This window comes from Hydrogenobaculum acidophilum (assembly GCF_054656715.1).
Window position 1 is genome coordinate 35,665 of sequence record NZ_BAAHXP010000002.1, and the last position, 24,180, is coordinate 59,844.

At 35.6% G+C, this 24,180-nt stretch carries 24 protein-coding genes; 17 read left to right on the forward strand and 7 right to left on the reverse strand.

Features of this window, described 5'->3' with window-relative positions:
• Window positions 1-43: 43 nt before the first annotated feature.
• From ACYQZV_RS01320 to ACYQZV_RS01365, 10 genes are all read left to right on the forward strand, one after another.
• Window positions 44-748 carry a SapC family protein gene (locus ACYQZV_RS01320; protein WP_459892407.1) on the forward strand — a complete coding sequence of 235 codons (705 nt, stop codon included), beginning with the start codon at window positions 44-46 and terminating at the stop codon, window positions 746-748.
• A gap of 1 nt (window position 749) precedes the next feature.
• Window positions 750-2,948, forward strand: a complete 2,199-nt coding sequence (locus ACYQZV_RS01325; protein WP_459892409.1) for a methyltransferase domain-containing protein — start codon at window positions 750-752, stop codon at window positions 2,946-2,948.
• A complete protein-coding gene (locus tag ACYQZV_RS01330) occupies window positions 2,945-3,595 on the forward strand; it encodes a succinate dehydrogenase/fumarate reductase iron-sulfur subunit (protein ID WP_459892411.1) in 651 nt (216 codons plus the stop codon). The genes ACYQZV_RS01325 and ACYQZV_RS01330 overlap by 4 nt, the downstream gene beginning before the upstream one ends.
• Window positions 3,592-4,065 carry a pantetheine-phosphate adenylyltransferase gene (coaD, locus tag ACYQZV_RS01335; RefSeq protein ID WP_459892413.1) on the forward strand — a complete coding sequence of 158 codons (474 nt, stop codon included), beginning with the start codon at window positions 3,592-3,594 and terminating at the stop codon, window positions 4,063-4,065. The genes ACYQZV_RS01330 and coaD overlap by 4 nt, the downstream gene beginning before the upstream one ends.
• A gap of 119 nt (window positions 4,066-4,184) precedes the next feature.
• The gene (locus ACYQZV_RS01340) at window positions 4,185-6,998 is read left to right on the forward strand and encodes a molybdopterin-dependent oxidoreductase (RefSeq protein ID WP_459892415.1); all 2,814 of its coding nucleotides are present in this window, start codon (window positions 4,185-4,187) and stop codon (window positions 6,996-6,998) included.
• 17 nt (window positions 6,999-7,015) lie between these two features.
• Window positions 7,016-7,687: a 4Fe-4S dicluster domain-containing protein gene (locus tag ACYQZV_RS01345; protein ID WP_459892417.1), complete on the forward strand. Its 672-nt coding sequence runs from the start codon at window positions 7,016-7,018 to the stop codon at window positions 7,685-7,687.
• A 10-nt stretch (window positions 7,688-7,697) separates the two neighbouring features.
• Window positions 7,698-8,597, forward strand: a complete 900-nt coding sequence (nrfD, locus tag ACYQZV_RS01350; protein WP_459892419.1) for an NrfD/PsrC family molybdoenzyme membrane anchor subunit — start codon at window positions 7,698-7,700, stop codon at window positions 8,595-8,597.
• Window positions 8,591-9,553 carry a 4Fe-4S binding protein gene (locus ACYQZV_RS01355; RefSeq protein WP_459892421.1) on the forward strand — a complete coding sequence of 321 codons (963 nt, stop codon included), beginning with the start codon at window positions 8,591-8,593 and terminating at the stop codon, window positions 9,551-9,553. The genes nrfD and ACYQZV_RS01355 overlap by 7 nt, the downstream gene beginning before the upstream one ends.
• A gap of 58 nt (window positions 9,554-9,611) precedes the next feature.
• On the forward strand, window positions 9,612-11,273 hold the full coding sequence (locus tag ACYQZV_RS01360; RefSeq protein WP_459892423.1) for a methyl-accepting chemotaxis protein: 1,662 nt from the start codon (window positions 9,612-9,614) through the stop codon (window positions 11,271-11,273).
• Window positions 11,270-12,166: a hypothetical protein gene (locus tag ACYQZV_RS01365; RefSeq protein WP_459892424.1), complete on the forward strand. Its 897-nt coding sequence runs from the start codon at window positions 11,270-11,272 to the stop codon at window positions 12,164-12,166. Before ACYQZV_RS01360 ends, ACYQZV_RS01365 begins: the two co-directional genes overlap by 4 nt.
• On the opposite strand, the gene rlmB is transcribed toward ACYQZV_RS01365, so the two are convergent.
• From rlmB to ACYQZV_RS01390, 5 genes are read right to left on the reverse strand one after another with little or no spacing between them, the layout of a single operon-like run.
• Window positions 12,136-12,876, reverse strand: a complete 741-nt coding sequence (gene rlmB / locus ACYQZV_RS01370; protein ID WP_459892426.1) for a 23S rRNA (guanosine(2251)-2'-O)-methyltransferase RlmB — start codon at window positions 12,874-12,876, stop codon at window positions 12,136-12,138. The two genes, ACYQZV_RS01365 and rlmB, sit on opposite strands and share 31 nt — an antisense overlap.
• Entirely contained in the window at window positions 12,861-13,565 is a 705-nt protein-coding gene (locus ACYQZV_RS01375) for a 3-deoxy-manno-octulosonate cytidylyltransferase family protein (RefSeq protein ID WP_459892428.1), read from the reverse strand. Before ACYQZV_RS01375 ends, rlmB begins: the two co-directional genes overlap by 16 nt.
• The gene (locus ACYQZV_RS01380) at window positions 13,562-13,903 is read right to left on the reverse strand and encodes a hypothetical protein (RefSeq protein ID WP_459892773.1); all 342 of its coding nucleotides are present in this window, start codon (window positions 13,901-13,903) and stop codon (window positions 13,562-13,564) included. Before ACYQZV_RS01380 ends, ACYQZV_RS01375 begins: the two co-directional genes overlap by 4 nt.
• 1 nt (window position 13,904) lies before the next feature.
• A complete protein-coding gene (locus ACYQZV_RS01385; RefSeq protein ID WP_459892430.1) occupies window positions 13,905-15,239 on the reverse strand; it encodes an MATE family efflux transporter in 1,335 nt (444 codons plus the stop codon).
• A 59-nt stretch (window positions 15,240-15,298) separates the two neighbouring features.
• The gene (locus ACYQZV_RS01390; RefSeq protein ID WP_459892432.1) at window positions 15,299-15,964 is read right to left on the reverse strand and encodes a hypothetical protein; all 666 of its coding nucleotides are present in this window, start codon (window positions 15,962-15,964) and stop codon (window positions 15,299-15,301) included.
• Window positions 15,965-16,140: 176 nt separating this feature from the next.
• Between ACYQZV_RS01390 and ACYQZV_RS01395 the strand changes: the two genes are divergently transcribed.
• Together ACYQZV_RS01395 and ACYQZV_RS01400 are read left to right on the forward strand one after the other, a co-directional pair.
• Window positions 16,141-16,485, forward strand: coding sequence for a c-type cytochrome (locus ACYQZV_RS01395; RefSeq protein ID WP_459892434.1), 345 nt, complete (start codon window positions 16,141-16,143; stop codon window positions 16,483-16,485).
• A gap of 153 nt (window positions 16,486-16,638) precedes the next feature.
• A complete protein-coding gene (locus ACYQZV_RS01400; RefSeq protein WP_459892436.1) occupies window positions 16,639-18,180 on the forward strand; it encodes an ATP-binding protein in 1,542 nt (513 codons plus the stop codon).
• Window positions 18,181-18,300: 120 nt separating this feature from the next.
• Here ACYQZV_RS01400 and ACYQZV_RS01405 read toward each other — a convergent pair whose 3' ends face one another.
• The gene (locus ACYQZV_RS01405; protein ID WP_459892438.1) at window positions 18,301-19,752 is read right to left on the reverse strand and encodes a hypothetical protein; all 1,452 of its coding nucleotides are present in this window, start codon (window positions 19,750-19,752) and stop codon (window positions 18,301-18,303) included.
• Window positions 19,753-20,051: 299 nt separating this feature from the next.
• Here ACYQZV_RS01405 and ACYQZV_RS01410 point away from each other — a divergent pair, with 299 nt between their 5' ends.
• Genes ACYQZV_RS01410 through ACYQZV_RS01425 form a run of 4 tightly spaced genes read left to right on the forward strand, consistent with a single transcriptional unit; the run spans window position 20,052 to window position 22,705 of the window.
• Window positions 20,052-20,363, forward strand: coding sequence for a rhodanese-like domain-containing protein (locus ACYQZV_RS01410; protein ID WP_459892439.1), 312 nt, complete (start codon window positions 20,052-20,054; stop codon window positions 20,361-20,363).
• A 13-nt stretch (window positions 20,364-20,376) separates the two neighbouring features.
• The gene (locus ACYQZV_RS01415) at window positions 20,377-21,243 is read left to right on the forward strand and encodes an aspartate/ornithine carbamoyltransferase family protein (RefSeq protein WP_459892441.1); all 867 of its coding nucleotides are present in this window, start codon (window positions 20,377-20,379) and stop codon (window positions 21,241-21,243) included.
• A gap of 10 nt (window positions 21,244-21,253) precedes the next feature.
• Window positions 21,254-22,126 carry a PSP1 domain-containing protein gene (locus tag ACYQZV_RS01420; RefSeq protein ID WP_459892443.1) on the forward strand — a complete coding sequence of 291 codons (873 nt, stop codon included), beginning with the start codon at window positions 21,254-21,256 and terminating at the stop codon, window positions 22,124-22,126.
• Window positions 22,127-22,705 carry a purine nucleoside phosphorylase YfiH/LACC1 family protein gene (locus ACYQZV_RS01425; protein ID WP_459892445.1) on the forward strand — a complete coding sequence of 193 codons (579 nt, stop codon included), beginning with the start codon at window positions 22,127-22,129 and terminating at the stop codon, window positions 22,703-22,705. It abuts the gene before it with no gap.
• Between the two features lie 73 nt (window positions 22,706-22,778).
• On the opposite strand, the gene ACYQZV_RS01430 is transcribed toward ACYQZV_RS01425, so the two are convergent.
• Complete coding sequence (locus ACYQZV_RS01430) at window positions 22,779-23,000, reverse strand: type II toxin-antitoxin system HicB family antitoxin (RefSeq protein ID WP_459892447.1); 222 nt, start codon at window positions 22,998-23,000, stop codon at window positions 22,779-22,781.
• A 119-nt stretch (window positions 23,001-23,119) separates the two neighbouring features.
• On the opposite strand from ACYQZV_RS01430, the gene thrC reads away from it, so the two are divergent.
• On the forward strand, window positions 23,120-24,178 hold the full coding sequence (gene thrC / locus ACYQZV_RS01435; protein WP_459892450.1) for a threonine synthase: 1,059 nt from the start codon (window positions 23,120-23,122) through the stop codon (window positions 24,176-24,178).
• Window positions 24,179-24,180 lie beyond the last annotated feature (2 nt).

Genomic DNA, 24,180 nt, shown 5'->3' on the forward strand with positions numbered 1-24,180 from the left:
GAGATATAAATTAAAAGCTTTATTATATGTTATAATATTTGGCATGTTAGGTATATACAACTATCCGAAAGTTATAAACAAGGCGGAGGACAAACCACTAGAGATATGCATGCCAAAAAACTACTCTTTTAGCAGAGATTTTACAATAGTTCCGGTTGGCATGTCTGAGCTAGTTTATTTGGCAGCCCTTTATCCTATCGTGTTTGCTCACCACGAGGGAGTATTTGCTGCTTTTGCAGTGTTAGGAGGTGATGAAAACCATTACCTTACCAAAGACGGTAAATGGAAGATAGACCATAAACCCAAAGTGCTTGATTTTTATCCTTTTGGTGCCATAAGGGACAGGTCCACAAACAACATCGTTGTATTTTACGATAAGATGCCAGAAGAGGCTACTGAATGCGAGGATATAGAATTTATAAACGTATTAGGGGAAGATACACAACATCTTCAAAGAATAGCTCAAATGGCTATCAGTTTTTATCAAGATTTTGAGATAGCCGCAAACCTTATAAAAGAAATGCATGACCTCAAAATCCTAAGACAAACGGACTTGGAGCTTAAAATAGACAACGACGAAAAATTTCTAATAGAAGGAGCAGTGATGCCGGACCCAGGTGTACTTCTTGGCATATCTCCGGAAAAGCTTTACGATCTAACTAGAAGAGGGGTAACACCAGTTATATACAATGTGGCATCTTCCTTGATGAATGTAGAATTTATAAGATATTTAAAGAGGATGGGTTGACATGGAGATAATAAGGGTAAAAAGAACCTTTAAACAGCCATACGCTGGTGGTGCTGATTTTCATACCTTCATGGAAAAAAGCCGTTATGTGATAGCTAGAGACTTGATGGCTCAGCTTCCAAGGGACAACTACGAACAGACAAAAGTATCAGAACTTCCAAAAGAATATTACGGTGAGGATTTAAACGATAAAAGCCTTTTAATACTTAACCTATTTGCCCTCGGTGACTCTCTAATGTTTACACCTATTTTAAAACATCTCAAAACTAAATATCCTAAAAGCTACATAATAATGGAAACAAGGCCAGGTTACAATCTCTTAGAGGGCAACCCTTATGTAGATGAGTTTATATATACACCTGTACCTTATACAAGATTCAAGGAAGTAGATTATTATGCCGATTGTTACGAGTACGTTGGCTCTTACTTCTACAACTACATGAACTTGGTAGACTTTTGGGCTGCAAAGCTACGGCAGTTTGACATAAAAGATAAAGACCCAGTAGTAGTACCTCAACCAGAAGCCATGGAATATATGAAGCCCATTATCCAAAAGATAAGAGATGAAAATCCTGGCAAAAAGATAATGATGGCACACATGGTAGCTTCTTCTATACACAGAAGCTTACCACCTTACCTTGTAGCAAAAGTTATAGATAAGATGAAAGATGATTACGTGTTTGTAACTGCCCATCCAAAATGGGAAGCTCCGGCTGTTGATATATCAAAAGAGCTTTATATGATGGATGTAGAGAACCTATCGCCTTACATGGAAAAGCCTCAATACTTGGTGGCTTTGATTCAGGAAGTAGACGGTGTCATATCAGCGGATACAGTGGTACCTCATATAGCAGCAGCCCTTAAAAAACCATGCGTTGTAATATCAGGCGGTGTAGCACCAGAAGCACAGCATTTTCCAAAAATGAGCTATACTACATCACAACCTGTTTATGCTAAATATTTAGGCAATACATGTTCGGCTCCTTGTATTATGCACGCTGTAGCAGGTCCATGCCAAGAGGCCCAAATAAAACAAAAATTTTACAGCCCATGCTTTGATAATATAGACATAGATGAAGTGGTTTCAAAGTTTAACACCATCGTACATTACATACAAAATCCTGACAAAGACATACCCACTGAGTGTCCAGTCTGCAAAGAATCCAATATATACTTTGAAGAGGTAGAAAAATCCTGGGGATACAGACTATGGGAGTGTAGCGTTTGTGGTTCTATATTCTCTTTGCCAAGAAAAGCCCAAAAAACTTTGGACGACATACTTAACAAAGAGCAGTTAAAATCCTTTTATGATACAAAAGATATAGAGAACTTAGACAGTGTTGACAACAAAGAAAAATTAGGCATCACAAACATATTTACCATATATACTTACCCAGCTTTAAGAACGCTCATTGATATAGAACCAAGCTTGAAAAACAAAAAAATGCTTGATATAGGCTTTAACAGCGGTAAGCTCTTAGCTGTGGCAAACGAAATATTAGGTTTAGAAATCTACGGAGTAGAGCGTTCCAAAGAACAGGCTGAAAAAGTAAAAAAAGCGTTGGGCGATATGAAGTTAGATATAGCCAAAACATTAGACCACAACTATATTAAAAGCCTAAAAGACAGATGGGGAACGTTTAGTATTGTGATTTTAGAAAACATAATCGGGGGCTTGGAATATCCATACGAGTTTTTCGAGTCAGTAAAAGATATATTGGAAGAAAACGGTATTGCCATATTCACATTTCCAAACAAGGATAGGCCTTATATAAAAGTTAGAAAGGGTTTAGATTGGTCTATTGAAGATGGCGATTATCAATATACTATAAATAGAGTGAGCGTAAGAGGTTTAGAGATAGCGCTTAGAAAAGCCGGATTTAGTTATACCTACGCCAACGCCACACCACTGTTTCCGGGGGATATAGTACAAATAATGGGCCCGCCACCAGTTTTGACATTAAATACCGGCAATAACCAACAAATGAACATAAACCCAGCAGGTATGGAGACATATATTTATAATTATATGAAACCAATTTTTAACGCTTTTGGACTCCATGGCCAGTTTGGTATAGTCTTAGCGTCTAAAAAGCCCATAAATAACTATTGGTTTAAAAGGCTCGACGTGCTTTGGGAACTTGTCCAAACAAACGTAATGAGAAGAGAATACATTGTAAACACTTATTTGGATAGATGAAGCTAACGTTAAAGATAAAAAGACAAGATACTTTTGAAACCTTCGAAATACCATACAAAGAAGGCATGACTCTGTTGGATGCTTTAAACTATATAAAAGAATATATAGACCCTTCTTTGTCCTATAGGCAGTTTTGTAGAGCCGGTATATGTGGGACATGCGCTTTGAATGTAAATGGATTTCCAAAGCTTGTTTGCAAAGAGCAAGCCCTACCTTACGTCTTAGATGAAAAGCCAGTTGTTTTAGAACCCCTAAACAATGCAGAAGTTATAAAAGATTTGGTAGTGGATACGTCTATTATGACAAAGCGTATAAAAACTTACAAAATTTGGATAGACCCACTACCAGAAAATATATCCATAGAGCAAGAGCTAAGTAAAAAAATAGAAGAAGCTTCGGATTGTATATTGTGCTATGCTTGCCAAAGTTTTTGTCCAGAGGTTTTAGACAGAGACTATGCAGGACCTTTGTTTTTTGCAAAACTATACAAGCTTTTCGTAGACCCAAGGGACAAAGAGCATAGTATCAGGCTTTTAGAAGCAAAAGAGAGTTTGATATTGCACTGTCTTTCTTGTAACAAATGTAACAACGTATGCCCCAAAGAAGTAAAGCCTGCCACTTTAATAAGGGAGCTTTTAGATAGTTGAGTCAGGTTATATATCCAGGCACCTTTGACCCACCCCATTTAGGACATTTAGATATAGTAAAAAGAGCCTCTGCGATATTTGACAACGTATTTATAGCAATAGCGAGAAATCCTCACAAGAATCCTATGTTTGATGCCGATTTAAGGAAAGATTTATTTGATAAAATAATAAAAGCTGAAAACTTAAACAACGTACACATAGAAGTTTTTGATACCACCCTTGTAGAATACGCAAAATCTAAACATATAAACCTTGTTATAAGGGGTGTAAGGCTTTTCACAGATTTTGAGTATGAGCTTCAAATATCTATGAGCAATTACATATTGGGCGGTCTTGAAACGCTATTTATGATGCCAAGCCAAGAGTACATACACATAAGCTCCACGATAGTAAGAGATTTAATAAGATATAAGTCTTCTTTGAAAGGTTTTGTGCATCCTATAATAGAAGAAGATATACTTTTGTTGTAAAGATATAAAATTTTCATAAAATTTTTTTCTTGTCGTTATTTTTAAATAAATATATTGACTTTTATACAAATTAATGTCATTATAATAGTAGTAGTTAGTATTTACTTGGAGGTTTTGTTATGAATCTAACAAGGCGAGGATTTTTGAAAGGAATGGCTGCAGCTGGTACTGCAACTTTAATTGGCAAAAAAATACTAACCCCAGAACAAGCTAAGGCTATACAAACAAAAAATATTAAATACCTATACAAACCAAACATATGCAACTTCTGTGCAAACACCTGCGGCATAAAAGTAAGGGTTGCTTATGTAAACGGCAAACCCAATAGGCTTATGAAAATAGAGGGCAACATCCACCATCCTTACAACAGAGGAGTAGCTTGTGCCAGAGGTCAAAGCGGCATATCCTATATCTACGATAAAGACCGCATTAAAAAACCCCTTATAAGAATAGAAGGCTCTAAAAAAGGCGAATGGAAGTTTAAAGAAGCCTCTTGGCAAGAAGCTTTTAACTATATGATGAATAAACTAAAAGATGTCAAACCCTACGAGATGGCTTTGATGGGTGGGTGGCAAGGATGTGCTTTTTATGGTACATATCTTTTACCTTTTGTGGTGGGAGCTCAGATACCTACGCTTTTTGGTTCTCCTATACAACACTGCGTTGGTTCGGAGCATTTGGGACTTCATACGGTATTTGGCAACTACAACACCCACGACGAAGTGGTGTGTGATTACGATAGAGCAAGGTATATATTGGCAGTAAGAAGCAACGGCTCTTTGGCTGGTATATCCACAGGAAGAGCTCACAGATTTGGGGCTGGGGTTAAAAACGGTGCCAAGGTGGTGGTGTTAGACCCAAGAGCATCGGAGCTTGCAGCAAAAGCAGACGAGTGGATACCAATAAGACCTGGTACAGACAACGCCTTTGCACTAGCTATGCTTCATGTTATATTAAATAAAAAAGTAAATGGCAAACCTCTATACGATGAAAAGACGTTGAGATATTTTACCAACGCACCGTTTTTGGCTTTTAAAGATGAAAAAGGAAACCTACAACTCCTATCAGACATAGATAAAGACGGGGCTGTGGAAGCCTGGTATGTCTATGACGAGGCTTCAAACTCCGTTCAAAAAGTATACGGCTTTTACAATACAAACAAAGTATCGAAAGATAATAAAAACCTAAAACCGGCACTTTTTACAAACAATTTAAACGTAAATGGCAAAAATGTAAAAACTGTTTTTGAATATCTCATAGAATACACAAACTCTTATACGCCGGAGTGGGCTTCTAAGATATGCGATGTGCCCGCAAGCACCATAGAGCGCATAGCCACCGAGTTTGCTCTATCCAAACCAGCTATCATAGAACCAGGGATTTACGATTCAAGGTATGAAAACACCATCCAACTTAGAAAAACCTTAGCCATCATTCAGGCCATCACCAGCGGATACGACAAACCCGGCACTTGGGTCACCGGTGGGTCTTACAAGATGCTCATAAAAGACTTTTTTGAGTTTACAAAGAAAAACGGCAATAAAATCACCATACCCGTAAAAGGCTATCCGGATGTAGATATACCTGGTATTCTGAGAGTTTTAGATGTGGGATTTAAATACTTTTTCAATCCAAAAGCCTGGACACATGGATTTCCTTGTGTACAATGGGCTTACTTACAAAACCAACTATCAAAGGGTAAAGAAGCTACGGTATTTCCTTTTATAACAGACAACGGTTTTTACGAATCCACAAAAGGGGAAGTAAGTTGGAATGGAAAACCCTACAAGATAAAAGCGGTATTTGTATATGCTTTAAACTTAGTAAGAGGAGATGTGGAGTCTGAGCGCTGGAAAGAATTTTTATCAAACACTTTTGTGGTGGGTTTTGATACAATGCCATCAGATACCATGCTTTATGCAGATGTAATATTCCCAGACATTCCATACCTTCTTAAAAAAGATATCGTATTTGACATAAACACATCTCACGATTATTCTTTTGGTACCAGAGAAGCGGCAATGCCAAAAGACGGAGATGAAATGCATGCTCTTGATTTTATGTACATGCTCTCAAAAGCTATGAATATTCCATGGCTTGATACAATGGCAGATATATATCAATACTGGAAATGGAACAAACAAGAGCTAAATCAAAAATGCCAAGAATCTTGGAACAAAAACGGCACCATCATTCCAGCTATAAGAGAACTTCAACTTAGGATGGTAGCAGGAGAGCTAAAAGAGTATAAAGGCATCTCAAAATCTGTGGAAGAACTAGATAAAGAAATATCCGAAAAAGGTATTATAAACGTTATGGATAGAGAAGAGCTCATGGCAAAATACTCTGTGCCTTGGCATCAACCGGTACCTACTCCATCAGGACGTATGGAGATATATTCAAACATATTTGCTACTCTTCAAAACATGTTTGGATACAAACCAAACTACGACCCGCTTATAGCCTACATTCCACCAAAATGGAAAGGCAATAACATATCCCCAGAAAACATAGTCCTTGAAGAAAACGAGTTTTTCATCACCCACGGCAAAGTTCCAATACAATCTCATACTTGTGCCGCTACCGTTGACAATCCTATACTTGTAAGCATAGGAAAATGGAGAGAAGGAGTGTATTATGGGATTTGGATAAACGAGGCAAAAGCCAAAAAACTAGGTATAAAAGAAGGAGATGAAATCCTTATTATAAATGCCATGTACCCAAATCTCAAAGTAAAAGGCAAAGCTCACCTTACAAAACTCATTCGCCCAGATACGATATTTATCCCAGCAGCTTTTGGGGCAAAATCTTCAAAGCTCTCTTACGGAAAAGATTTAGGCACTCCTTTAAATGACCTCATACCTTATAGACCAGAGCCGGTAATAGGTGGGTACAGGGCAAATGAATTTACCGTAAAGGTAATAAAAGCTTAAAAAAGTAGGAGGCTTTTATGGAAAAGGTTATACCAAGATGGGTTTTTGTGGTGGATTTAAACTCTTGTGTGGGATGCAACGCCTGTATGGCAGCTTGTGCTCAGGAAAATCAAACACCTTATTGGTCCAACAAATGGAGAACAAAAGTAGAACAGTTAGAAATAGGAGAATTTCCAGAGGTAAAACGCGTATTTTTTCCACATCTTTGCATGCAGTGTCAAAATACTCCTTGCTATTACGCATGTCCCACTGGGGCTACTTACAAAACTGAGGAAGGTATAGTCCTTGTAAACCATGAAAGGTGCATAGGTTGTGAGGCTTGTGTCATAGCTTGTCCTTATGGAGCAAGGTATCCTTACGAGTCTGATGACGTGGAAGAGTGCGAAAAACTCTACGGCGAAGAAGCAAGACACACCACACCTCACATAGATAAATGCACATGGTGTTATCATAGACTAAAAGAAGGTTTAGAGCCCGCTTGCGTAGAAACCTGTCCTACCAATTGCAGAATGTTTGGGGATTTAAATGTAGATTCTTACGTATCAAGGCTTGTATTGGAAGGAAAAGCTCAACCTCTAAGCCCACAGCTTGGCACAGAACCAAAGGTATTTTATGTAACATCTAAAGAAACACCAGTAGGTGTGGTATCTCATCGTTTAGACGAGCCACCTTACAAAAAAACTATTTAAGGAGGTGTATATGGACGGACTTACCATGTACTTTGGAAACTACCAACACTTTGTACATCAAACCGCATGGGGATGGATGATAGCTGTTTACCTATTTTTAGGCGGTCTTGGCGGTGCTATCGGCGCCATATCCTCATATTTTTATCTTATCAAAAAAGAAAATCATCCAGTACTTTTTGGTCTATCTACGCTTCTTGGTATTGGGCTTGTGAACTTTGGTGGTATATTTTTGCTTATACATATGCTAAAACCTTGGTTTGCATTTTTTGTATGGACCCATCCCACTAGCTGGATATTTTGGGGTGCTTCTTTTATACTCACATACTCTATCACCGGTGCTATATGGGGGCTTTCTTTGATATCTTCTTCTATAAATTTTCCTTTTTCTCATATTTTTAAAAGCCTAAAAACTTCAACTCAAAACGTTCTTGGGTTTATAAGCGGTTTGATGGGGCTTTTAACCGCTGTCTACACTGGTTTACTTCTTTCTACCGCCCCAGCTATACCTCTTTGGTCAAACCCTGGATTACCTATTCTTTTCATGGTATCCGCTCTATCCACCGCTACAGCGTATTTTATGCTAGTATCACCTTCTCACATAGCTCATGAAAACGAAAAGCTTGATATAGCCTTACTCGCTTTAGAAATCATCATAATATCTGCTTTCTTTAACTATCTTTTTATATCAAGCGCTGCTGGTAAATATATAATTTCCAAAATGCTTTCATCTATTGGATTCATGGGATTTTTTGTAATACTTGGGCTTATAACACCTTTCATACTTGAAATATACGCCATCAAAAAACATTCAAAATCCATGGTGATACTTGCATCACTTTTGGTTCTTATGGGTGGGTTTTTACTTAGATTTTACATCTTAAAGTTTGGATATTACACATACCCATGGTAAACGTTTTTGAGCTTTTAGAGGTAAAGTTTCCTATATATTTTGATGATAAAAGATGTATAAACACAATAAAGCAAAAAGAAGAGTGTGAGCTTTGTAAAAACATATGCCCCACCAACGCTATAGATTTAGAAAGCCCTTCCATAGAAGCCTCTAAATGCACCCTCTGCGGTGCATGCTCTTTTATTTGTCCCACAGATGCTATAAAAATAAATATAGACTATGTTAGTCCTATAAAAAACTTGGAAAAAGAGCAAATATGCATAGGCTGTATAAAATCAAACAAAGCTGAGGTTGTATTGCCATGCATTCTAAATCTAAATGAAAAAGATATACTAAACATATCCTCCTCAAAAAAACTATACATAGACATAAGTCCATGTGAAAATTGCGCTTATGTATTCTCAAAAGATATTAAACATTTCATATCAAAAGCAAAATACTTATCAAAAATATTTAGGCTAGAACATATTCCTGCTGTTGTAGAAGGTATTTATGAGCCTAAGTTTAGATATACTCAGTTTAAAAACCAAGAAAAGCAAAATTTTAAACCTAAAAATACTGAAAAATTATGTGCTAATACAATCCCTTTTGAAGGTAAATTTGGCTATGTAGAAATTTCAAAAGAGTGTAATCTATGTGGAGCTTGCGCTTCTATATGTCCCCAAGGGGCTATAAAATTAGAAGAAGGTTTAAAATTTTCTCACGGGCTTTGTATAGCCTGTGGCCTATGTGAATATGCTTGTGCTATAAGCAATCCTTTAAAACCTCTCACCTTAAAAAAGGGTATAACACCATCAAAATACAACGACAACTATGAACATGTTTCCAAATCAGATATAAAAACTTGCGAGCATTGCGGGAAAACATTCTATGCAAAAGATGAAAACCAACACCTATGCTTACTTTGCCAAAAAGAGCAAAATCTTCAAAATATGATATTGGATTTTCTAAGGTAATGTGTAAGCTTGTGTATTATCATTGACAATAATCAAATTTCTAATGTAAAATATCGTTATGAAATTTAAAACTAAAGTAAACATAAGAATACTGTTGGCACTTTTTTTCCTATGGATAGTAAGTACTATAGCCATACTCTACAACACTAGGGTTTTAGCTATAAAAAGCGCCAAGCAAACCGCTTACATAGCTGCCAATACCGTAAGGATAGGGCTAAATTCAGATATGGTAAACGGTACTATGGCCACCAGAGAGTTTATACTAAAAGAAGTAAAGTATATAAAGGGCATTAAAGATGTTTATGTAATAAGAGGTGAAGCGGTAGATAAGCAGTTTGGACCTGGTTTTAAAAATGAAAACCCAAGAGACACAATAGATTACAAAGTTTTAGAAACTGGCAAACCTATATACGTGTTTAACGAAAATCTAAAAAACGCCTCCTTTAGAATAACAATACCTTATATAGCTAAGCCTTACAAAGGCATAAACTGTTTGCAATGTCATCAGGTCAAAGAGGGTACAGTATTAGGAGCTTTGACGTTAAAGCTCAACCTAAATAAGTTTAGAAATCTTGGCATACTTATGTCTATTGGTATATCTATATTTTACTTATTTGTAATAGTCGTAGTGTTTCTTGTAATGAGCAGATTTTTCTCAAAATACACTTCTACTTTCTCAAAAATAGAAACTTCTATAACTCATCTATCAAAAGGCGACTTCTCTGATTCTTCTGGAGCTCTTGAGGCTTTAAAAAGCGTAAACTTTAAGGATGAAATAGGAAACATTGTATCTTCTTATAGAAACTTGGCAGATGTATTAAAAACTATTTTTGATGAGCTTTTCAACTTGGCGAAATCTCTATCCCAAGAAGATTTAAGATATAGGGTATCTTCAAACTTTTCTGGTGAATTTGACAACATAAAAAACAATCTAAATACAGCTATGGATGAACTCTCTAAAAGCCTTAAAACATCTGTAGACAACTTTAACAAAATAGCCGAGCACATAGATTCCTTTGAAAAGGATATAAAAGATATCACGGAGAATATATCATTGCAAAATGAAGAAATTAACGCCATATCTTCTATGATAGAAGAGTTTTCAGCTACTTTAAAGGATATATCAAATAGCACAGAAAAACTTGATAACTCTACAAAATCTATGAACGATTCCATAGCTTCTAGCAAAGATAAGATGGAGGCTTTAGGTCAAGCTTCTTCAAAAATTATGTATTCTGGTAAAAGGATATCTGAATTTATAGAAAAAATAATAGATATATCAGAACAAACAAATCTACTTGCATTAAATGCCGCCATAGAAGCAGCTCGCGCTGGTGAGCAAGGAAGAGGGTTTGCAGTGGTAGCCGATGAAGTGAGGAAACTAGCAAACAACACTCAAGAAGCCGCTTCCGAAATAAGTGGTATGGTAAACGAAGTTATAAAGGCTATAGAAGATACCGTAAAAGCTACACAAGAATCTACGGAAGAATTTAAAACTATAATAACTGGTTTTGAAACTATGTCTATTCTTATAAGCCAGATAGCAAAAGCTATAGAACAACAAAATGTAGCTTTGAACGCAATAGTAAACGCTATATTTAATATAAAGGATTCTTCAGAAAAGAATACGTCTAAGATTTTAAATATAAAGAGCAAATCAGAAGTTGTAAAAAATATAGTAGATAGCTCAAAACAATTCATAAACAAGTTTAAGCTATGACAGATGCTATAAACTCATACTGGGACAGCGATAAAATAAACGAAAACCAATGGGAAGAAACAGTCCAAGGTCTGGACGAATACATAGAGGTAGGAACATCCCATTGGGCTCTCATAGATATTAAAGATGTGAGCATACCAGAGGAAATAGCTTTTCTTGATGGTATAGTAAGGCTTGACAGCGAGATGTTTTATAAAGAAGACAAAGCTAGGTTGAGACTTTTTAGCTTAGCAAGCGGCGTATGCGAGATGAAGCTAGGCGTTTACAATAGTTTTGAAGCTTTTAAAAGCATAAAAACAAAAAATATAGCAATACCAGATAAAGATATATCAAAAAAGTATACCGTTGTAAAACATATCAAATATGAGATAACATCAAAAGATAAAGACCACCTTGCTTTGTTGAAACAGCTTGAGCATGAAAGCCTGGTAGATTATGCAAAAACTTCTCCAACTAAATTTATAATGTGGGATGGCTCTTTACCTATTACATTTTTAGGGTTAGAAGATAAGTGGGTGTTTGGTATTATAAAATCCCACAGAAAATACTTTGTTAGCCCAAAAAATCTTGAGCTTTTATACGAAATAAAAGCCTTTCAAAGAACACCTATAATACACTACACAAGCCAAGACCAGAGGAACTTTTACTACACTTGGTACACGACTTTAAACAACGATATTACAGGCCTTGTTAGGATTGAAACCCTTGCAAATATGAGCATAAAAGAAGCATCTTCTTTGGCCAACACCGTTTGCACTATCCTACAAAGGTTTGCCTCAAGTCCGTTGTATGAGCAAAGAGCTCCGCAAAACTTAGCTCCTATAAGCGCTTTGGAAAGTTATCTAAGAAGTTACCTTGGATATTATTTCTTTGATATTCCATCATTTGCTTGACGCTTATAAATTTCCCATAGACATACAGCCCCGGCTGCACTCACATTAAGAGATGTTACTTTACCTCTCATGGGTATAGATACTTTTAAATCAGAAATATCCAAAACGCTTTTTGATACACCTTCTCCTTCAGAACCAAGCACTATACACATAGGATAAACAAAATCTACCTCTTGGATATCCTTCCCACCCTTTTCAAGACTGTATACCCATCCACCTAGCTCTTTAAAACGCCTTAGGGCTTTACTTATACTTGGGGTTTTTGAGATTTTAAGATGAAAAATAGCCCCTGAAGAAGATTTTACTACGGTAGGATTTATGGGGGCGCTTCTATCTTTTGGTATCAAAATCCCTATACCACCAAATACCTCTACGCTTCTTGCTATAGAACCCACGTTTTGAGGGTCTGTGATGTGGTCTAAAACTACAAAAAAGCCTTTTTCTTTAATGGTTTTCCTAAAAAGCTCCTCTTCATCCACATACGTGATAGGGCTTAGTATCGCTATCACCCCTTGGGTCTTTTTTGTATTTGAAAGTTCTTCTAACTTTTGCCTTGGGGCTATTTGGACTTTTATACCTTTTTCTTTGGCAAGCTCCAAAAGTTCTTTGGGCGCTTTTGAATCATGAGCTATCAGTATTTTCTCCATGGATTGACCAGACGAAAGAGCTTCCATCACAGGGTTTCTTCCCCATATTATATAGTTTTGCATAACATCTCCTTTACAAGCTCTATATCCTCTTCTACATCAATCCCGTGATAAAAATTTTTTGTATAAACCATCCTTATAGGTATACCATTTTCCAAAAGTCTAAGCTGTTCTAAGCCCTCTGTTTCTTCTAAAATGCTTTGAGGAAGTTTTATAAAAGTTTCTAGTATACTTTTTCTAAAAGCGTAAATACCTATGTGTTTTAGAGGGTATATAGAATTTACGTGATTTCTTTTGTAAGGTATTAAAGAGCGGGAAAAATAAATAGCGTTTGAATCTTTGTCGAGCACTACTTTTACATTATGGGGTGAGTCTTTATCAAGGTTTGTATATAAACTTGACACGTAAGCGTTTTGTAGGCTTTTAACAAGGTTTTCTATATCTTCTTTATAAGAAAATATTTCATCTCCTTGATGATTTACGATAAAATCTACATCAAAATCCTTAGAAGCTTCATATACTCTATCGCTACCAGAAGGAAGTTCTTCTTTTGTTTTAACAAAAGCTACATCTAAATCTTTGACTTCTTTGTAAACTTCTTCGCTGTCAGAGGTAAGTAGTATATCAAAACCTGTTTTTTTGAGATTCTCAACAACCCATCTTATGATGGGCTTACCGCATATGTTTATCAAAGGTTTATATTTTAATCTTGTGGATTTTAAACGAGCAGGCACCACTATTAGCGTTTTCATGATTTTAAAGAAAACACTATAACAATAGCTATCAAAATAAGTGCCGCTATAAATAAGCCTATATTTAGCATCGTAAGTCTTTTCTTTTCTTCCTCTAAAGTCTTAATGTATTGGTCTTTGGATTCTATCATGGCTTTTACATCTTCCACTATCTTCATTATATTGTCAAGCTCTTGTCTTATCTCCTTGTTTCTTTTTTCTAAAAGCTCATATTCAGTCTTGCATTTGACAAGCTCTCTATCTAAAGTTTCTATGTTTTGGTCTTTTTGCTCTATAGTCTTTTTTTGTTCTTCCACTATCTGTCTTAATTTTATCAACTCGGAATTTATATTTGCCATGCTATCCACTGGTTTTCTCCAAATATTTAAATATCGCTAAAAAAGAAACAGCCCTTGCTACGGTTTCCACACTCATAAATATCCACGGTATGTAAGGATTAAAAATATATTTTAGCATAACAAAGATAGGTATTATTCTAAAAATCCAAAAAGATAGGATGTTTATAATCATAGGTATGTGAGTTTTTCCAAAACCCTTTATAGCCCCAGATAAAACAAAACTATAAGACAAAAACGCTTGCGTTAGACCCACCATAACAAGATATATTTCGGCATAATGTATTATATTTTTATCGCTTGTAAAAATCATCGCCATATACTTTGATAAAATAATCACTAAAATCCCTACAACACTCATCGCCAAAGCGCTAAAGTTTGCAATAACCTTGGCTCCTTTAAAAGCTCCCTTTACATTGCCAGCACCGAAGTTTTGCCCCGTTAAAACGCTTGCAGATATGCTAAGAGCATACCCTATCATAAAAGAGATGCTTTCTAACCTAAGCCCTATTTGATAAGCCGCCAAAATGGTATTGCCAAACCTTGCCACAAAACCTACAAAAAGGTTAAAAGATAAGCTCGTAAGCCCTCTATCTATCGTCACGGGGATACCAAGTTTCAACATCTCTAATATAGTTTTTAGGCTTTTAAAAGAAAGCTCACCAAAGGGTTTTCTAACAAAAAGTACATAAGCATAAATCAAAAATCCAACAACTTCTGATATCACAATACCAAAAGCTGCTCCTTCTATGCCAAAAGCCTTAAAACCAAGTTTACCGTTTATTAATACGTAAGAGCTTATTATATTGGTTATATTCATCACCACGGATACTTTAAAGGGAAATTTAGTCTGACCTATACCGCTGTATGTAGCGTAAAACACTTCTGTGGCAAACTGTATAAAAGCTGCTAAAAAAATAGGTTTTAAATATATTTTTGCTATATTTGCTATATCTTTTTTGGCTCCAAACAAAAGCATAAGCTCTGGTATTAGTTTTGTGCCAAACATGGCAATTGGTATAGATAGCAAAAGCGATAAAACCATACCGCTTAAAAACACATCAAAAAACGGTTTACCAGCCCCAACTCTATGGGATACCATGATAGAGGTTCCGTTGTAAGTAAGAGCCATCAACGAATAAACAAACCACATCATCGATATTGAATAACCAACACCAGCTATGGCACTTTTACCAAGATGTGATACCAAAAGAAGTGATACAAGCGTTTCAATGGTATAAAGCAAATTTGAAATAATAACAGGCGTAGCAACACCAAGGACAGCTTTTAATATATCTTTCTTTGTTTTAGACTCGTCAACAATAAGATTCGCTTCCAAGGTGTTAATAGTATAGCACAATATATAATGTTAGCTTGTTTCTCTTAAAAGCTAAAAATTTAAGGAAATTCTTTTAAATCATGGTTTATAAAGCTTATAGCGCTGTTTTCAAAATAGCCGTTTGAAATTAAGATAAGCTTGCCTTTGGAATTCATACTAACAGCGTAGTATTTTGGCACAAACTCTATCATGGTTTTGTCGTTGGTACCAGGTGTTATAAACATATCCATAGTGAGTGTCCAAGCAGCTAAACCACCTAAAGAAGGTGCATTGACTACAAACCTAGACACTTCTTTTGGGGTTTGATTTTCGTAAAACTGAGCTGTGTTTGTAGTGATATCACATTTTATAAGCCCTTCTTTATAACTTTGCTTTAGGATATGATAGTTGTTTAAAGAACAAAATTTTATAAGCTCTTGGAATACCCTTCTGTATGGAGCATGTATAATAGCGATTTCTCTTTTTAAATGAGTAGAAGATGCTTTTGTCTTTACGTTGGTATTTATAGCTTTTGGATTTACAGAGGTTGGTTTTGATGCCAAGGCTTCTTGATTTTTACTTGAACTTGGATTGTAGACTTTTGCAGGTGCTCCCATGATGTATTTAGATTGTGAATGTGGATAAAGTAAACCGCTTGATTCTAACCCTTGTATATCCGTACCAGCACACGAGCTTACCAAAGACCCCAAAGCTACGATAGAAGATAACGCTAATATTTTTTTCATAATAAAACCTCCTTCACATATTATAAATCTTAGTTTACTAAATTATGAATGATATATGACACATTAAATATATTGGTGGATGTAAACATTTACATACCTAACTTTTACAGTTTTCATCATTTTTTCATGATTTTAGTATAAAATAATTTATATTCTTAGTAAAGGAGGTTAAGCCTATGACAAGTTTACTACGGTTCAAAGGTCTTCTAAGACGTAAAACAATGATGCTAGCTTTAGCTGGCGTAATGTTTACTCAAATAAGCGCTATGGCAATAAGCCCCCAAGCGTTGGCTCAAGAAAAAGGATGCTTTGCGTGTCATGCTATCGACCACAAAGTAGTAGGTCCAGCTTGGAAAGATGTGGCAGCTAAATATCATCACAACCCAAAGTATGTACCTTATCTTGCTAAAATGATAAGAAGTGGCAACTCTGGTATTTGGGGACCAGTACCAATGCCACCTCAAAACGTCACCCAAGCTCAAGCTGAAGAGCTTGCAAGATTTATACTATCTTTAAAATAACCACCAACATTTATACACATCCCCCTTTTTGGGGGTTTATAAAAATATCAATATATATTCATATGTTTATAAATTTGGGTCTTAAGTTATTGTCATTAAGAGATTTAAAAAATACCTACTAACAAAAATTACGACAAAATATATAATATAACTATGAAGACTTTACCTATAGGTATTCAAAGTTTTTGGTCTATAAGGACAGAAAAAGATTATTATTATGTAGATAAGACTAAGTATGTAAAAATGTTAGCTGATAATGGAAAATATTACTTTCTATCTCGGCCAAGGCGCTTTGGTAAATCGCTTTTCCTTGATACACTGAGACAAGCTTTCCTTGGTAAAAAAGAGCTTTTCAAAGGACTTTATCTATATGATAATTGGGATTGGGAGAAAAAATATCCGGTGGTGTATATAAGTTTTGGCTCTGGACTTATAACTTCCTCAAAAAAGCTTGAAAAGATAATGATACACATATTGGATGATAATGCAGAAAATTACAACATAGTGTTAAAAAAGCAAGATTTAATAAGCACAAAGTTTGAAGAGCTAGTTAAATCGTTATATATCAAATACAATTTACCTGTAGTAGTATTAGTAGATGAATATGACAAGCCTATATTAGATGCAATAGACAACTTAGATAACGCCTATGAAAATAGAGAGATGCTAAAAGATTTTTACTCTCCACTTAAAGATTTAGACCCGTATCTAAAGTTTGTATTCTTAACTGGTGTATCAAGGTTTTCAAAAGTATCTATATTCAGTGGGTTAAATCAGCTTAGAGATATAACGCTTAGCAAAACCTTTGCCACCATCTGTGGATATACTGAGTCAGAGCTTGAAAATGTTTTTCACGATAGAATAAAAGATTATGACAAACAAAAGATAAAAGAGTGGTACAATGGTTACAGCTGGACAGGAGAAAGGGTTTATAATCCATTTGACATACTTCTTTTTTTCTCAGAGGGTGTTTTCAAGCCTTTCTGGTTTGAAACTGGAACCCCTAGTTTTTTGGTGAAGATGATTTTTAAGAATAAGTTTTATTTGCCAAGTTTAGAAAATTTAAAAACCAGCGACGAGATTTTATCAAATTTAGATATAGATTTTATGAGATTGGAGAATTTACTTTTTCAAACTGGATATCTTACTATAAAAGATATTATAAATGACGAATTAAAGACATACTACACTCTTAGTTATCCAAATCGTGAAGTTAGAATGAGCTTAAACAGTGTTTTTTTAGCAGATTTATTTCCAGAACTTTCTAAAGAAGAAAGCGAAATAAAAATAAAAGAGGCTTTAAGAAAATCAAACCTAAAAGGTTTAGAAGAAGCCTTAAAAAGTTTTTTCTCAAGCATTCCATATCACTGGTACACCAAAAATGAACTTGAGAGATACGAAGGTTTTTACGCCTCTATCATCTATGCACTTTTTAACGGTGCTGGTATAATAGCAATCCCAGAGGATACTACCAACAAAGGTCGTATTGACCTGACAGCTTTTATGGAAAACAAAATCTACATTGTAGAGTTTAAAGTAGTAGATAGTCCATCAAAAGACCCATTAAAACAGATAAAAGAGAAAAAGTATTATGAAAAGTATATGAAAGAAGATAAAGAAATCTACATAGTAGGAATAGAGCTTCAAGAACAAGAGCGCAATATTGTAGGGTTTTCTTGGGAGAAGATAAAATAATAAATCCAAAATGATTTATATTAAAAACTGCAAAAGCCCCCACCGGGGTATAGGGCGCTTTTACAAAGGAGGGCAAAGCTATGAATAGAAAAAGGGGCACCAAAGCCCCTAAAAAGAGTTTTAGAACAAGTACATTACTTTAACAGCCGTTACATCAAAATCAGATGCGGATGGTCTATCTCCAACGCTTCCGTATTGAACTTGTCCCGGATGGTATTTTGACCACATCATGCGTTCAAGTTTTATATTGACGTTTTGCCATGGATACCAAGATACGCCAATTATATAGCCAGAATAATCTAAGTCTTGGACTTGACTTGAATTAGCATACATATATTTTGCATATATACCATATGTCCTTTCGTAGTAATAATCAGCTTTTAGGGCGAAACCAGTCCTGTTTACTGAAGTACCGGTAGAATATGATATACCTGTCCATTGGTCTGTGCCATAAAATTCACTATCGTGTTGTTTTTGAACTTCTCCAAAAAATTCTACGAGATTTTTACCACCTATATATTGAGCTTGGGCTTCCAAACCATAATCATCGACATTATCACTATAATATTGAGAAGCTGGTGATTCCATCTTTTCTTGACCAAAGTATCCAAAAGCACCTATCATAGAATATATGTTGTGAAATCCTGGTAGCCAATACTCCACATCTGCATAAACATCAGCATGTTTTGCCCCATGCCAAGAGCCTCCTCCAGGACTTCCCCCGGCTGTGTCTACTGGTGGAGTACCTTCGTCGTTACCATTTGATGGAGCATATAAACCTATGTTGCCATATATACCACCGTTTGTAAAGTTTCCAAACATAGCGTAAGCTTCAGCACCTTCTACTGGAGTAGCACCAAACGGGTCAAACAACGTATTATGCGTAGATAACACATTTTGTAAGTCTGTCAAACCCCAGTTTCCAGGCCCTGCTTGACCTACATCGTCAAATCCCACCATGTTTTCAAAGCTAAGACCGTATGTAAAGTTTTTGTTGTCAATTGTATGGTCTCCACCATTTAATATGACGTTGTACCCAGCCAAAGATGCTGAACCACCACTATCGTTCCATCCCCCTATTTCTACCCATGCCCCAAGGTGTGGTGTTATCTCACCAGCTATATAAAGAGAATCTCCTTTTACAAGGTTAAATGTATCTTTGGTTGGGTATCCTGCTGGATAAGAGAATGCACCTTGACCACCGGTTACTCTACCGTGGCCTACCATAGACCCGCCATCTTGATTTGCCCATACTCCAGCTATTCTTACAGATACCATAGGTATTTTGTTTATGACCAAGTTTGGCATACCACCTTCTTCTGCTGCTCTTTTCTTGGCAGCTTGTCTTACCATTTTGATAAGAGATGAGTAATCGTAGGTGTAGCCATGAAGCTTAAACTCTCTACCAAAGGGTGTAAGGTGAGGAAACACCGTATGACACACATCGCAGGCAAGTCCTGTTTGTCTTGCAAAGGACGGGATTGCAAAACTTGCTTTTGGCGCAAATACCGCCAACGAGAGAAGTCCAAGGACTCCGTAAGCCATCCGTCTTTTCAGCTTTTTGCCATTCATAACTACCTCCTTTAAAGTTCACTATAACTTCATTCTACTCCTAAATTATAAAAAAAATATAAAATTCATATATTTGATGTAAACATATATTTACTTATAATATAATTTATAACAGATATTAATTAATAATTTTTATTATTTACTTTACTCATTGAAAATTAATTTATATTTACTAACCATATCCTAGCTTTCGCCAAAAAAAGACAAATTTATAAAGTTTAGTTAAAATATTTTATTTATCAGATTGATTTATTTTTGCTTTTGGTATATTATTATATGAAATTGGAGGTTTGAAATAGATGTTTAATATACCCGAGATAACACCTGAAGAGGCAAAGAAGATCTTAGAATCAGAAGAAAATGTTGTGCTTTTAGACGTAAGAACACCTCAAGAATATAGGCAGATAAGAGTACCAAACAGCGTGCTGATACCGGTGGATGATTTAAGGTTTAAATTTAAAGAGCTTGACAAAAACAAAAAATATCTCGTTATGTGTAGGAGTGGAAATAGAAGCGCTTTTGCCACTTACGCTTTAAGGCAACTGGGTTTTGATGCTTACAACGTGATAGGTGGTATATTAAATTGGCCTTATGAATTAGAAAGAGGCTAAATGTTGGCTTGTTATGAAATATATAATAGAAGCTCAAAACATCAAAGATGATTACAAAGATATTTTAGAAAGAGCTAAGTTTTTCAAAGAAAAAAATGTTTATCCTACTTTAAACAAATCTTGTGCTCTTTTTTTTGAAGAACCATCCACCAGAACGAGGCTTTCTTTTGAAAAAGCCGCAAAAAATTTAGGTTGTGATACATATTATATACAAGGTAATTTTTCTTCAGCTGTAAAAGGCGAAAGCTTTTTTGATACGCTTTTATCTTTTAAGAAGATTGGCATAGATATTGTGATTTTTAGGACATCAGACATCATGTTTGATTACGAAGCCCTGCTAGAGCTTAAATTAGGCCTTATAAACGCTGGAGATAGCACACACGAACATCCTTCCCAAGGACTTTTGGACGTTTTTACGCTTTTAGAAAAAGTGCATAGTTTGAAAAATCAAAATATACTATATGTGGGAGATGTTTATCATAGTAGAGTTTTTAGGTCTGGGGCTTATCTTTTTAAATTAGAAGGTGCAAATATAGGCGTTTGTGGATATCCAAGCTTTATACCAAAAGATTATCCTTTTATGGATAAAGCCTTTACAAATTTAGACGAAGCTATAGAGTGGGCTCACCATGTAATAGCTCTAAGGATTCAAAAAGAAAGACACAAAGAAACCTATAATTTAGAAAGTTATTTTGACATGTATGGAATCACAAAAGAGAGGTATAATAAGATTAAGGGATTTTTGATGCATCCTGGCCCTGTAAATAGGGATATTGATATAGATGGTGATTTGTTGTACAAAGAGAAATCTTTGATAGCAAATCAGATTGAAAACGGCGTGTTTGTCCGAATGGCTATGATAGAATATGTCGTAGGATAGGAGATGGTTTATGAAATACACATATATAAGATACATGGATACAAACAAGATAGGCCTTTTAGAAGGTATAAACGAGCTTTTGCAAAAAGATACCTTTGTCATCATAAGCAAAGACGACTATGTAGATATAGCTAAAGTAGTAGGATATTCAGACAAGCTATACGATGTTAAACCTTCTTTCTTTATAAGAAAAGCCACAAAACAAGACATATCCCGCATGTATCACTTAAAAAAGGTATCTCAACATTATATGAAAATAGCAAAAGAGCTTTCTAAGCAACACAATCTCTCACTCAAATTTATAAAAGCTTATGTGCCTATAGATGATGTTAAGTCTTTCTTTTTCTATACAGCAGAGTCAAGGGTAGACTTCAGGCAACTAGTCAAAGACTTAGCAAAAGCCATCAAAAAAAGGATAGAGATGAGGCAAATAGGCACCAGAGATGCTGTTCAGATATTAGGTGCCGTTGGTATGTGTGGATTTAAAACATGCTGTTCAAACTTCATAGATACGTTTGAATCTGTAAATTTAAAAGATATGGAGATGCAGAATCTACCTATGTCTCCTTCAAAATTTACAGGTCCTTGTGGTAAACTAGTATGCTGTATGTCTTTTGAGAAAATAAACTATGTCATCAAATATATACTACCGCCTACAGGGACAGCTATAGGCTTTAACCACAAAGAATATACAATTTCTCATATAGACCCTATTAAAAACGTTGTTTCTTTATCTTCCGAAGAAGACAAATTAAATATAAATGTTACAGATTTACTTCCAGAAGGGTACGAAATAGCTGTAAAAAAATGCGCTTCTTGCGGTGGATGTTGCGCTTCTAACACAGACCACCAGGGTGTATTGTTTGAAGAAGTGTTTGTTTAGATGCTTTTTTATGGAGCGTTTAAAGATTTTAAAATAGGTATAACAAAAGAAGAAAAAGAAGAAGGTGTATTTTTACCAAAACAAATACATTCAAACCTTGTGGTCTATGTGGATAGTCATGATAAGAAAGTAGAAGCGGACGGTATAATCACTAATAAAACCGGCTTTAAAATAGGTATCAAAACCGCTGACTGCGTACCTATACTTTTAAAATCAAGAAACTATGTAGGGGCTATACACGCTGGTTGGCGTGGACTTTACAATGGCATTCTAAAAGAAGCCTTTTCTTTGTTTGATAGCTTTTTGGAAAAACCTTATTTTGCCTTTATAGGACCTTCAGCCAAAGAATGCTGTTATGAAGTAGGACAAGAGTTTCAAAACTATTTTAAAAGCCTAAAAACTATAAACGATAAACTATTTTTTGATACCCAAAAAGAAGCCATATCTCAATTGAAATCCCTAAATCCAAGTATTGAGCTTTTGATATACGATACATGCACCATATGCAACAAAGAAATACCAAGCTATAGAAGAGACAAGACAAAAGAAAGGATAGTGGTTTTTATAGAAAAGGTTTAAAGTTAAACGACTCAAGACTTTTCTAAAAATTCTTCTATACTAATTTGTATGTAAAACCAGAAAGCCTACCCACTTATATAGCTATTTTATATACGATATTCTGTGGGTCTATAGGCTTATTGCTTAGTTCAGAAAGATGCCTAACTACATCCAGCGCTATCTTAACAGTTTCTTCAATGGTCTTACCTTGTGCAACTAAACCCTGTATATCATCGGAAGTAGCAAGGTAAAACCCCTCAGGTAATTTTTCTATCGTTATTGTGAGTTTTGCAACGCTTTTTACACTTTCTATCATAATGAAAAGTATATGCTGTTATCAAATCATTGTAATGATTTAAATCACTATATCGTATTTGCAGATACAAACATCTTTTATGCATCTAAAACATAAATGGTGTGGTAGAATATTTAGATATGGGATATTGGAAAGGATTAATACATCAATACAAAGAATATTTACCAGTTTCTGAGAAAACCCCTATTATCACGCTGTATGAAGGCAACACCCCTCTTATAAAAGCCCAAAGAATACCAGATATGCTAAAAGTAGACGTGGAGCTTTATTTTAAGTTTGAGGGTTTAAACCCTACTGGGTCTTTCAAGGATAGAGGCATGACAATGGCCATATCAAAAGCCGCTGAAGCAGGTAAAAGAGCAGTTATATGTGCATCCACTGGAAACACTTCAGCATCAGCAGCCGCTTACGCCGCAAGGGCCGGTATGAAAGCTTTTGTAATACTTCCAAAAGGTGCTGTAGCCCTTGGCAAATTGTCTCAAGCCATCATATATGGTGCTAAGGTTATAGCGCTTCTTGGAAACTTTGACGATGCTCTTTTTATAGTAAGAAAGATAGGTGAAATTTTGCCGGTAGAAGTTGTAAATTCTGTAAACCCTTACAGAATAGAAGGTCAAAAAACCGCCGCCTTTGAAATAATAGATGCTTTAGGGGATGCCCCGACGTATCATTTTATACCAGTAGGCAACGCTGGCAACATAACGGCCTATTGGAAAGGCTATAAAGAGTATAAGGCTATAGGAAAATCAAAAAAATTGCCAATTATGATGGGCTATCAAGCAGAAGGCTCAGCCCCCATAGTAAAAGGCTACCCCATAAAAAATCCACAAACCATAGCAACGGCTATAAAAATAGGCAATCCTTACAGTTGGAGAAGCGCAATCCAAGCTGCCAAAGAATCAAACGGCAAAATAGACGCTGTTACTGACGATGAAATATTATACGCTTACAACCTTGTAGCTTCCTGTGAAGGTATATTTTGCGAACCAGCATCGGCAGCTTCCGTGGCAGGCTTTATTAAAAGCGCCAAAGAAGGTATTTTCAAAGAAGGTGATACCGTAGTTTGTACACTTACGGGTTCCGGTCTAAAAGACCCAGATACAGCCATGAAATCCGCTCAAACCCCTATAGAAGTACCCCCAGATTTAAATCAAGTTATAAACCTTATAGATTTATAAAT

Bases quoted from the DNA above. Each gene is read 5' to 3' on its own strand.
- rlmB (WP_459892426.1), bottom strand. From the start codon at position 12,876: ATGCAAAACTATATAATATGGGGAAGAAACCCTGTGATGGAAGCTCTT.
- ACYQZV_RS01365 (WP_459892424.1), top strand. From the start codon at position 11,270: ATGACAGATGCTATAAACTCATACTGGGACAGCGATAAAATAAACGAA.
- ACYQZV_RS01355 (WP_459892421.1), top strand. From the start codon at position 8,591: ATGGTAAACGTTTTTGAGCTTTTAGAGGTAAAGTTTCCTATATATTTT.
- ACYQZV_RS01415 (WP_459892441.1), top strand. From the start codon at position 20,377: ATGAAATATATAATAGAAGCTCAAAACATCAAAGATGATTACAAAGAT.
- ACYQZV_RS01390 (WP_459892432.1), bottom strand. From the start codon at position 15,964: ATGAAAAAAATATTAGCGTTATCTTCTATCGTAGCTTTGGGGTCTTTG.
- ACYQZV_RS01420 (WP_459892443.1), top strand. From the start codon at position 21,254: ATGAAATACACATATATAAGATACATGGATACAAACAAGATAGGCCTT.
- ACYQZV_RS01345 (WP_459892417.1), top strand. From the start codon at position 7,016: ATGGAAAAGGTTATACCAAGATGGGTTTTTGTGGTGGATTTAAACTCT.
- ACYQZV_RS01375 (WP_459892428.1), bottom strand. From the start codon at position 13,565: ATGAAAACGCTAATAGTGGTGCCTGCTCGTTTAAAATCCACAAGATTA.
- ACYQZV_RS01320 (WP_459892407.1), top strand. From the start codon at position 44: ATGTTAGGTATATACAACTATCCGAAAGTTATAAACAAGGCGGAGGAC.
- nrfD (WP_459892419.1), top strand. From the start codon at position 7,698: ATGGACGGACTTACCATGTACTTTGGAAACTACCAACACTTTGTACAT.
- ACYQZV_RS01325 (WP_459892409.1), top strand. From the start codon at position 750: ATGGAGATAATAAGGGTAAAAAGAACCTTTAAACAGCCATACGCTGGT.
- ACYQZV_RS01395 (WP_459892434.1), top strand. From the start codon at position 16,141: ATGACAAGTTTACTACGGTTCAAAGGTCTTCTAAGACGTAAAACAATG.
- ACYQZV_RS01425 (WP_459892445.1), top strand. From the start codon at position 22,127: ATGCTTTTTTATGGAGCGTTTAAAGATTTTAAAATAGGTATAACAAAA.
- ACYQZV_RS01410 (WP_459892439.1), top strand. From the start codon at position 20,052: ATGTTTAATATACCCGAGATAACACCTGAAGAGGCAAAGAAGATCTTA.
- ACYQZV_RS01405 (WP_459892438.1), bottom strand. From the start codon at position 19,752: ATGAATGGCAAAAAGCTGAAAAGACGGATGGCTTACGGAGTCCTTGGA.
- thrC (WP_459892450.1), top strand. From the start codon at position 23,120: ATGGGATATTGGAAAGGATTAATACATCAATACAAAGAATATTTACCA.
- ACYQZV_RS01430 (WP_459892447.1), bottom strand. From the start codon at position 23,000: ATGATAGAAAGTGTAAAAAGCGTTGCAAAACTCACAATAACGATAGAA.
- ACYQZV_RS01340 (WP_459892415.1), top strand. From the start codon at position 4,185: ATGAATCTAACAAGGCGAGGATTTTTGAAAGGAATGGCTGCAGCTGGT.
- ACYQZV_RS01360 (WP_459892423.1), top strand. From the start codon at position 9,612: ATGAAATTTAAAACTAAAGTAAACATAAGAATACTGTTGGCACTTTTT.
- ACYQZV_RS01400 (WP_459892436.1), top strand. From the start codon at position 16,639: ATGAAGACTTTACCTATAGGTATTCAAAGTTTTTGGTCTATAAGGACA.
- ACYQZV_RS01330 (WP_459892411.1), top strand. From the start codon at position 2,945: ATGAAGCTAACGTTAAAGATAAAAAGACAAGATACTTTTGAAACCTTC.
- ACYQZV_RS01380 (WP_459892773.1), bottom strand. From the start codon at position 13,903: ATGGCAAATATAAATTCCGAGTTGATAAAATTAAGACAGATAGTGGAA.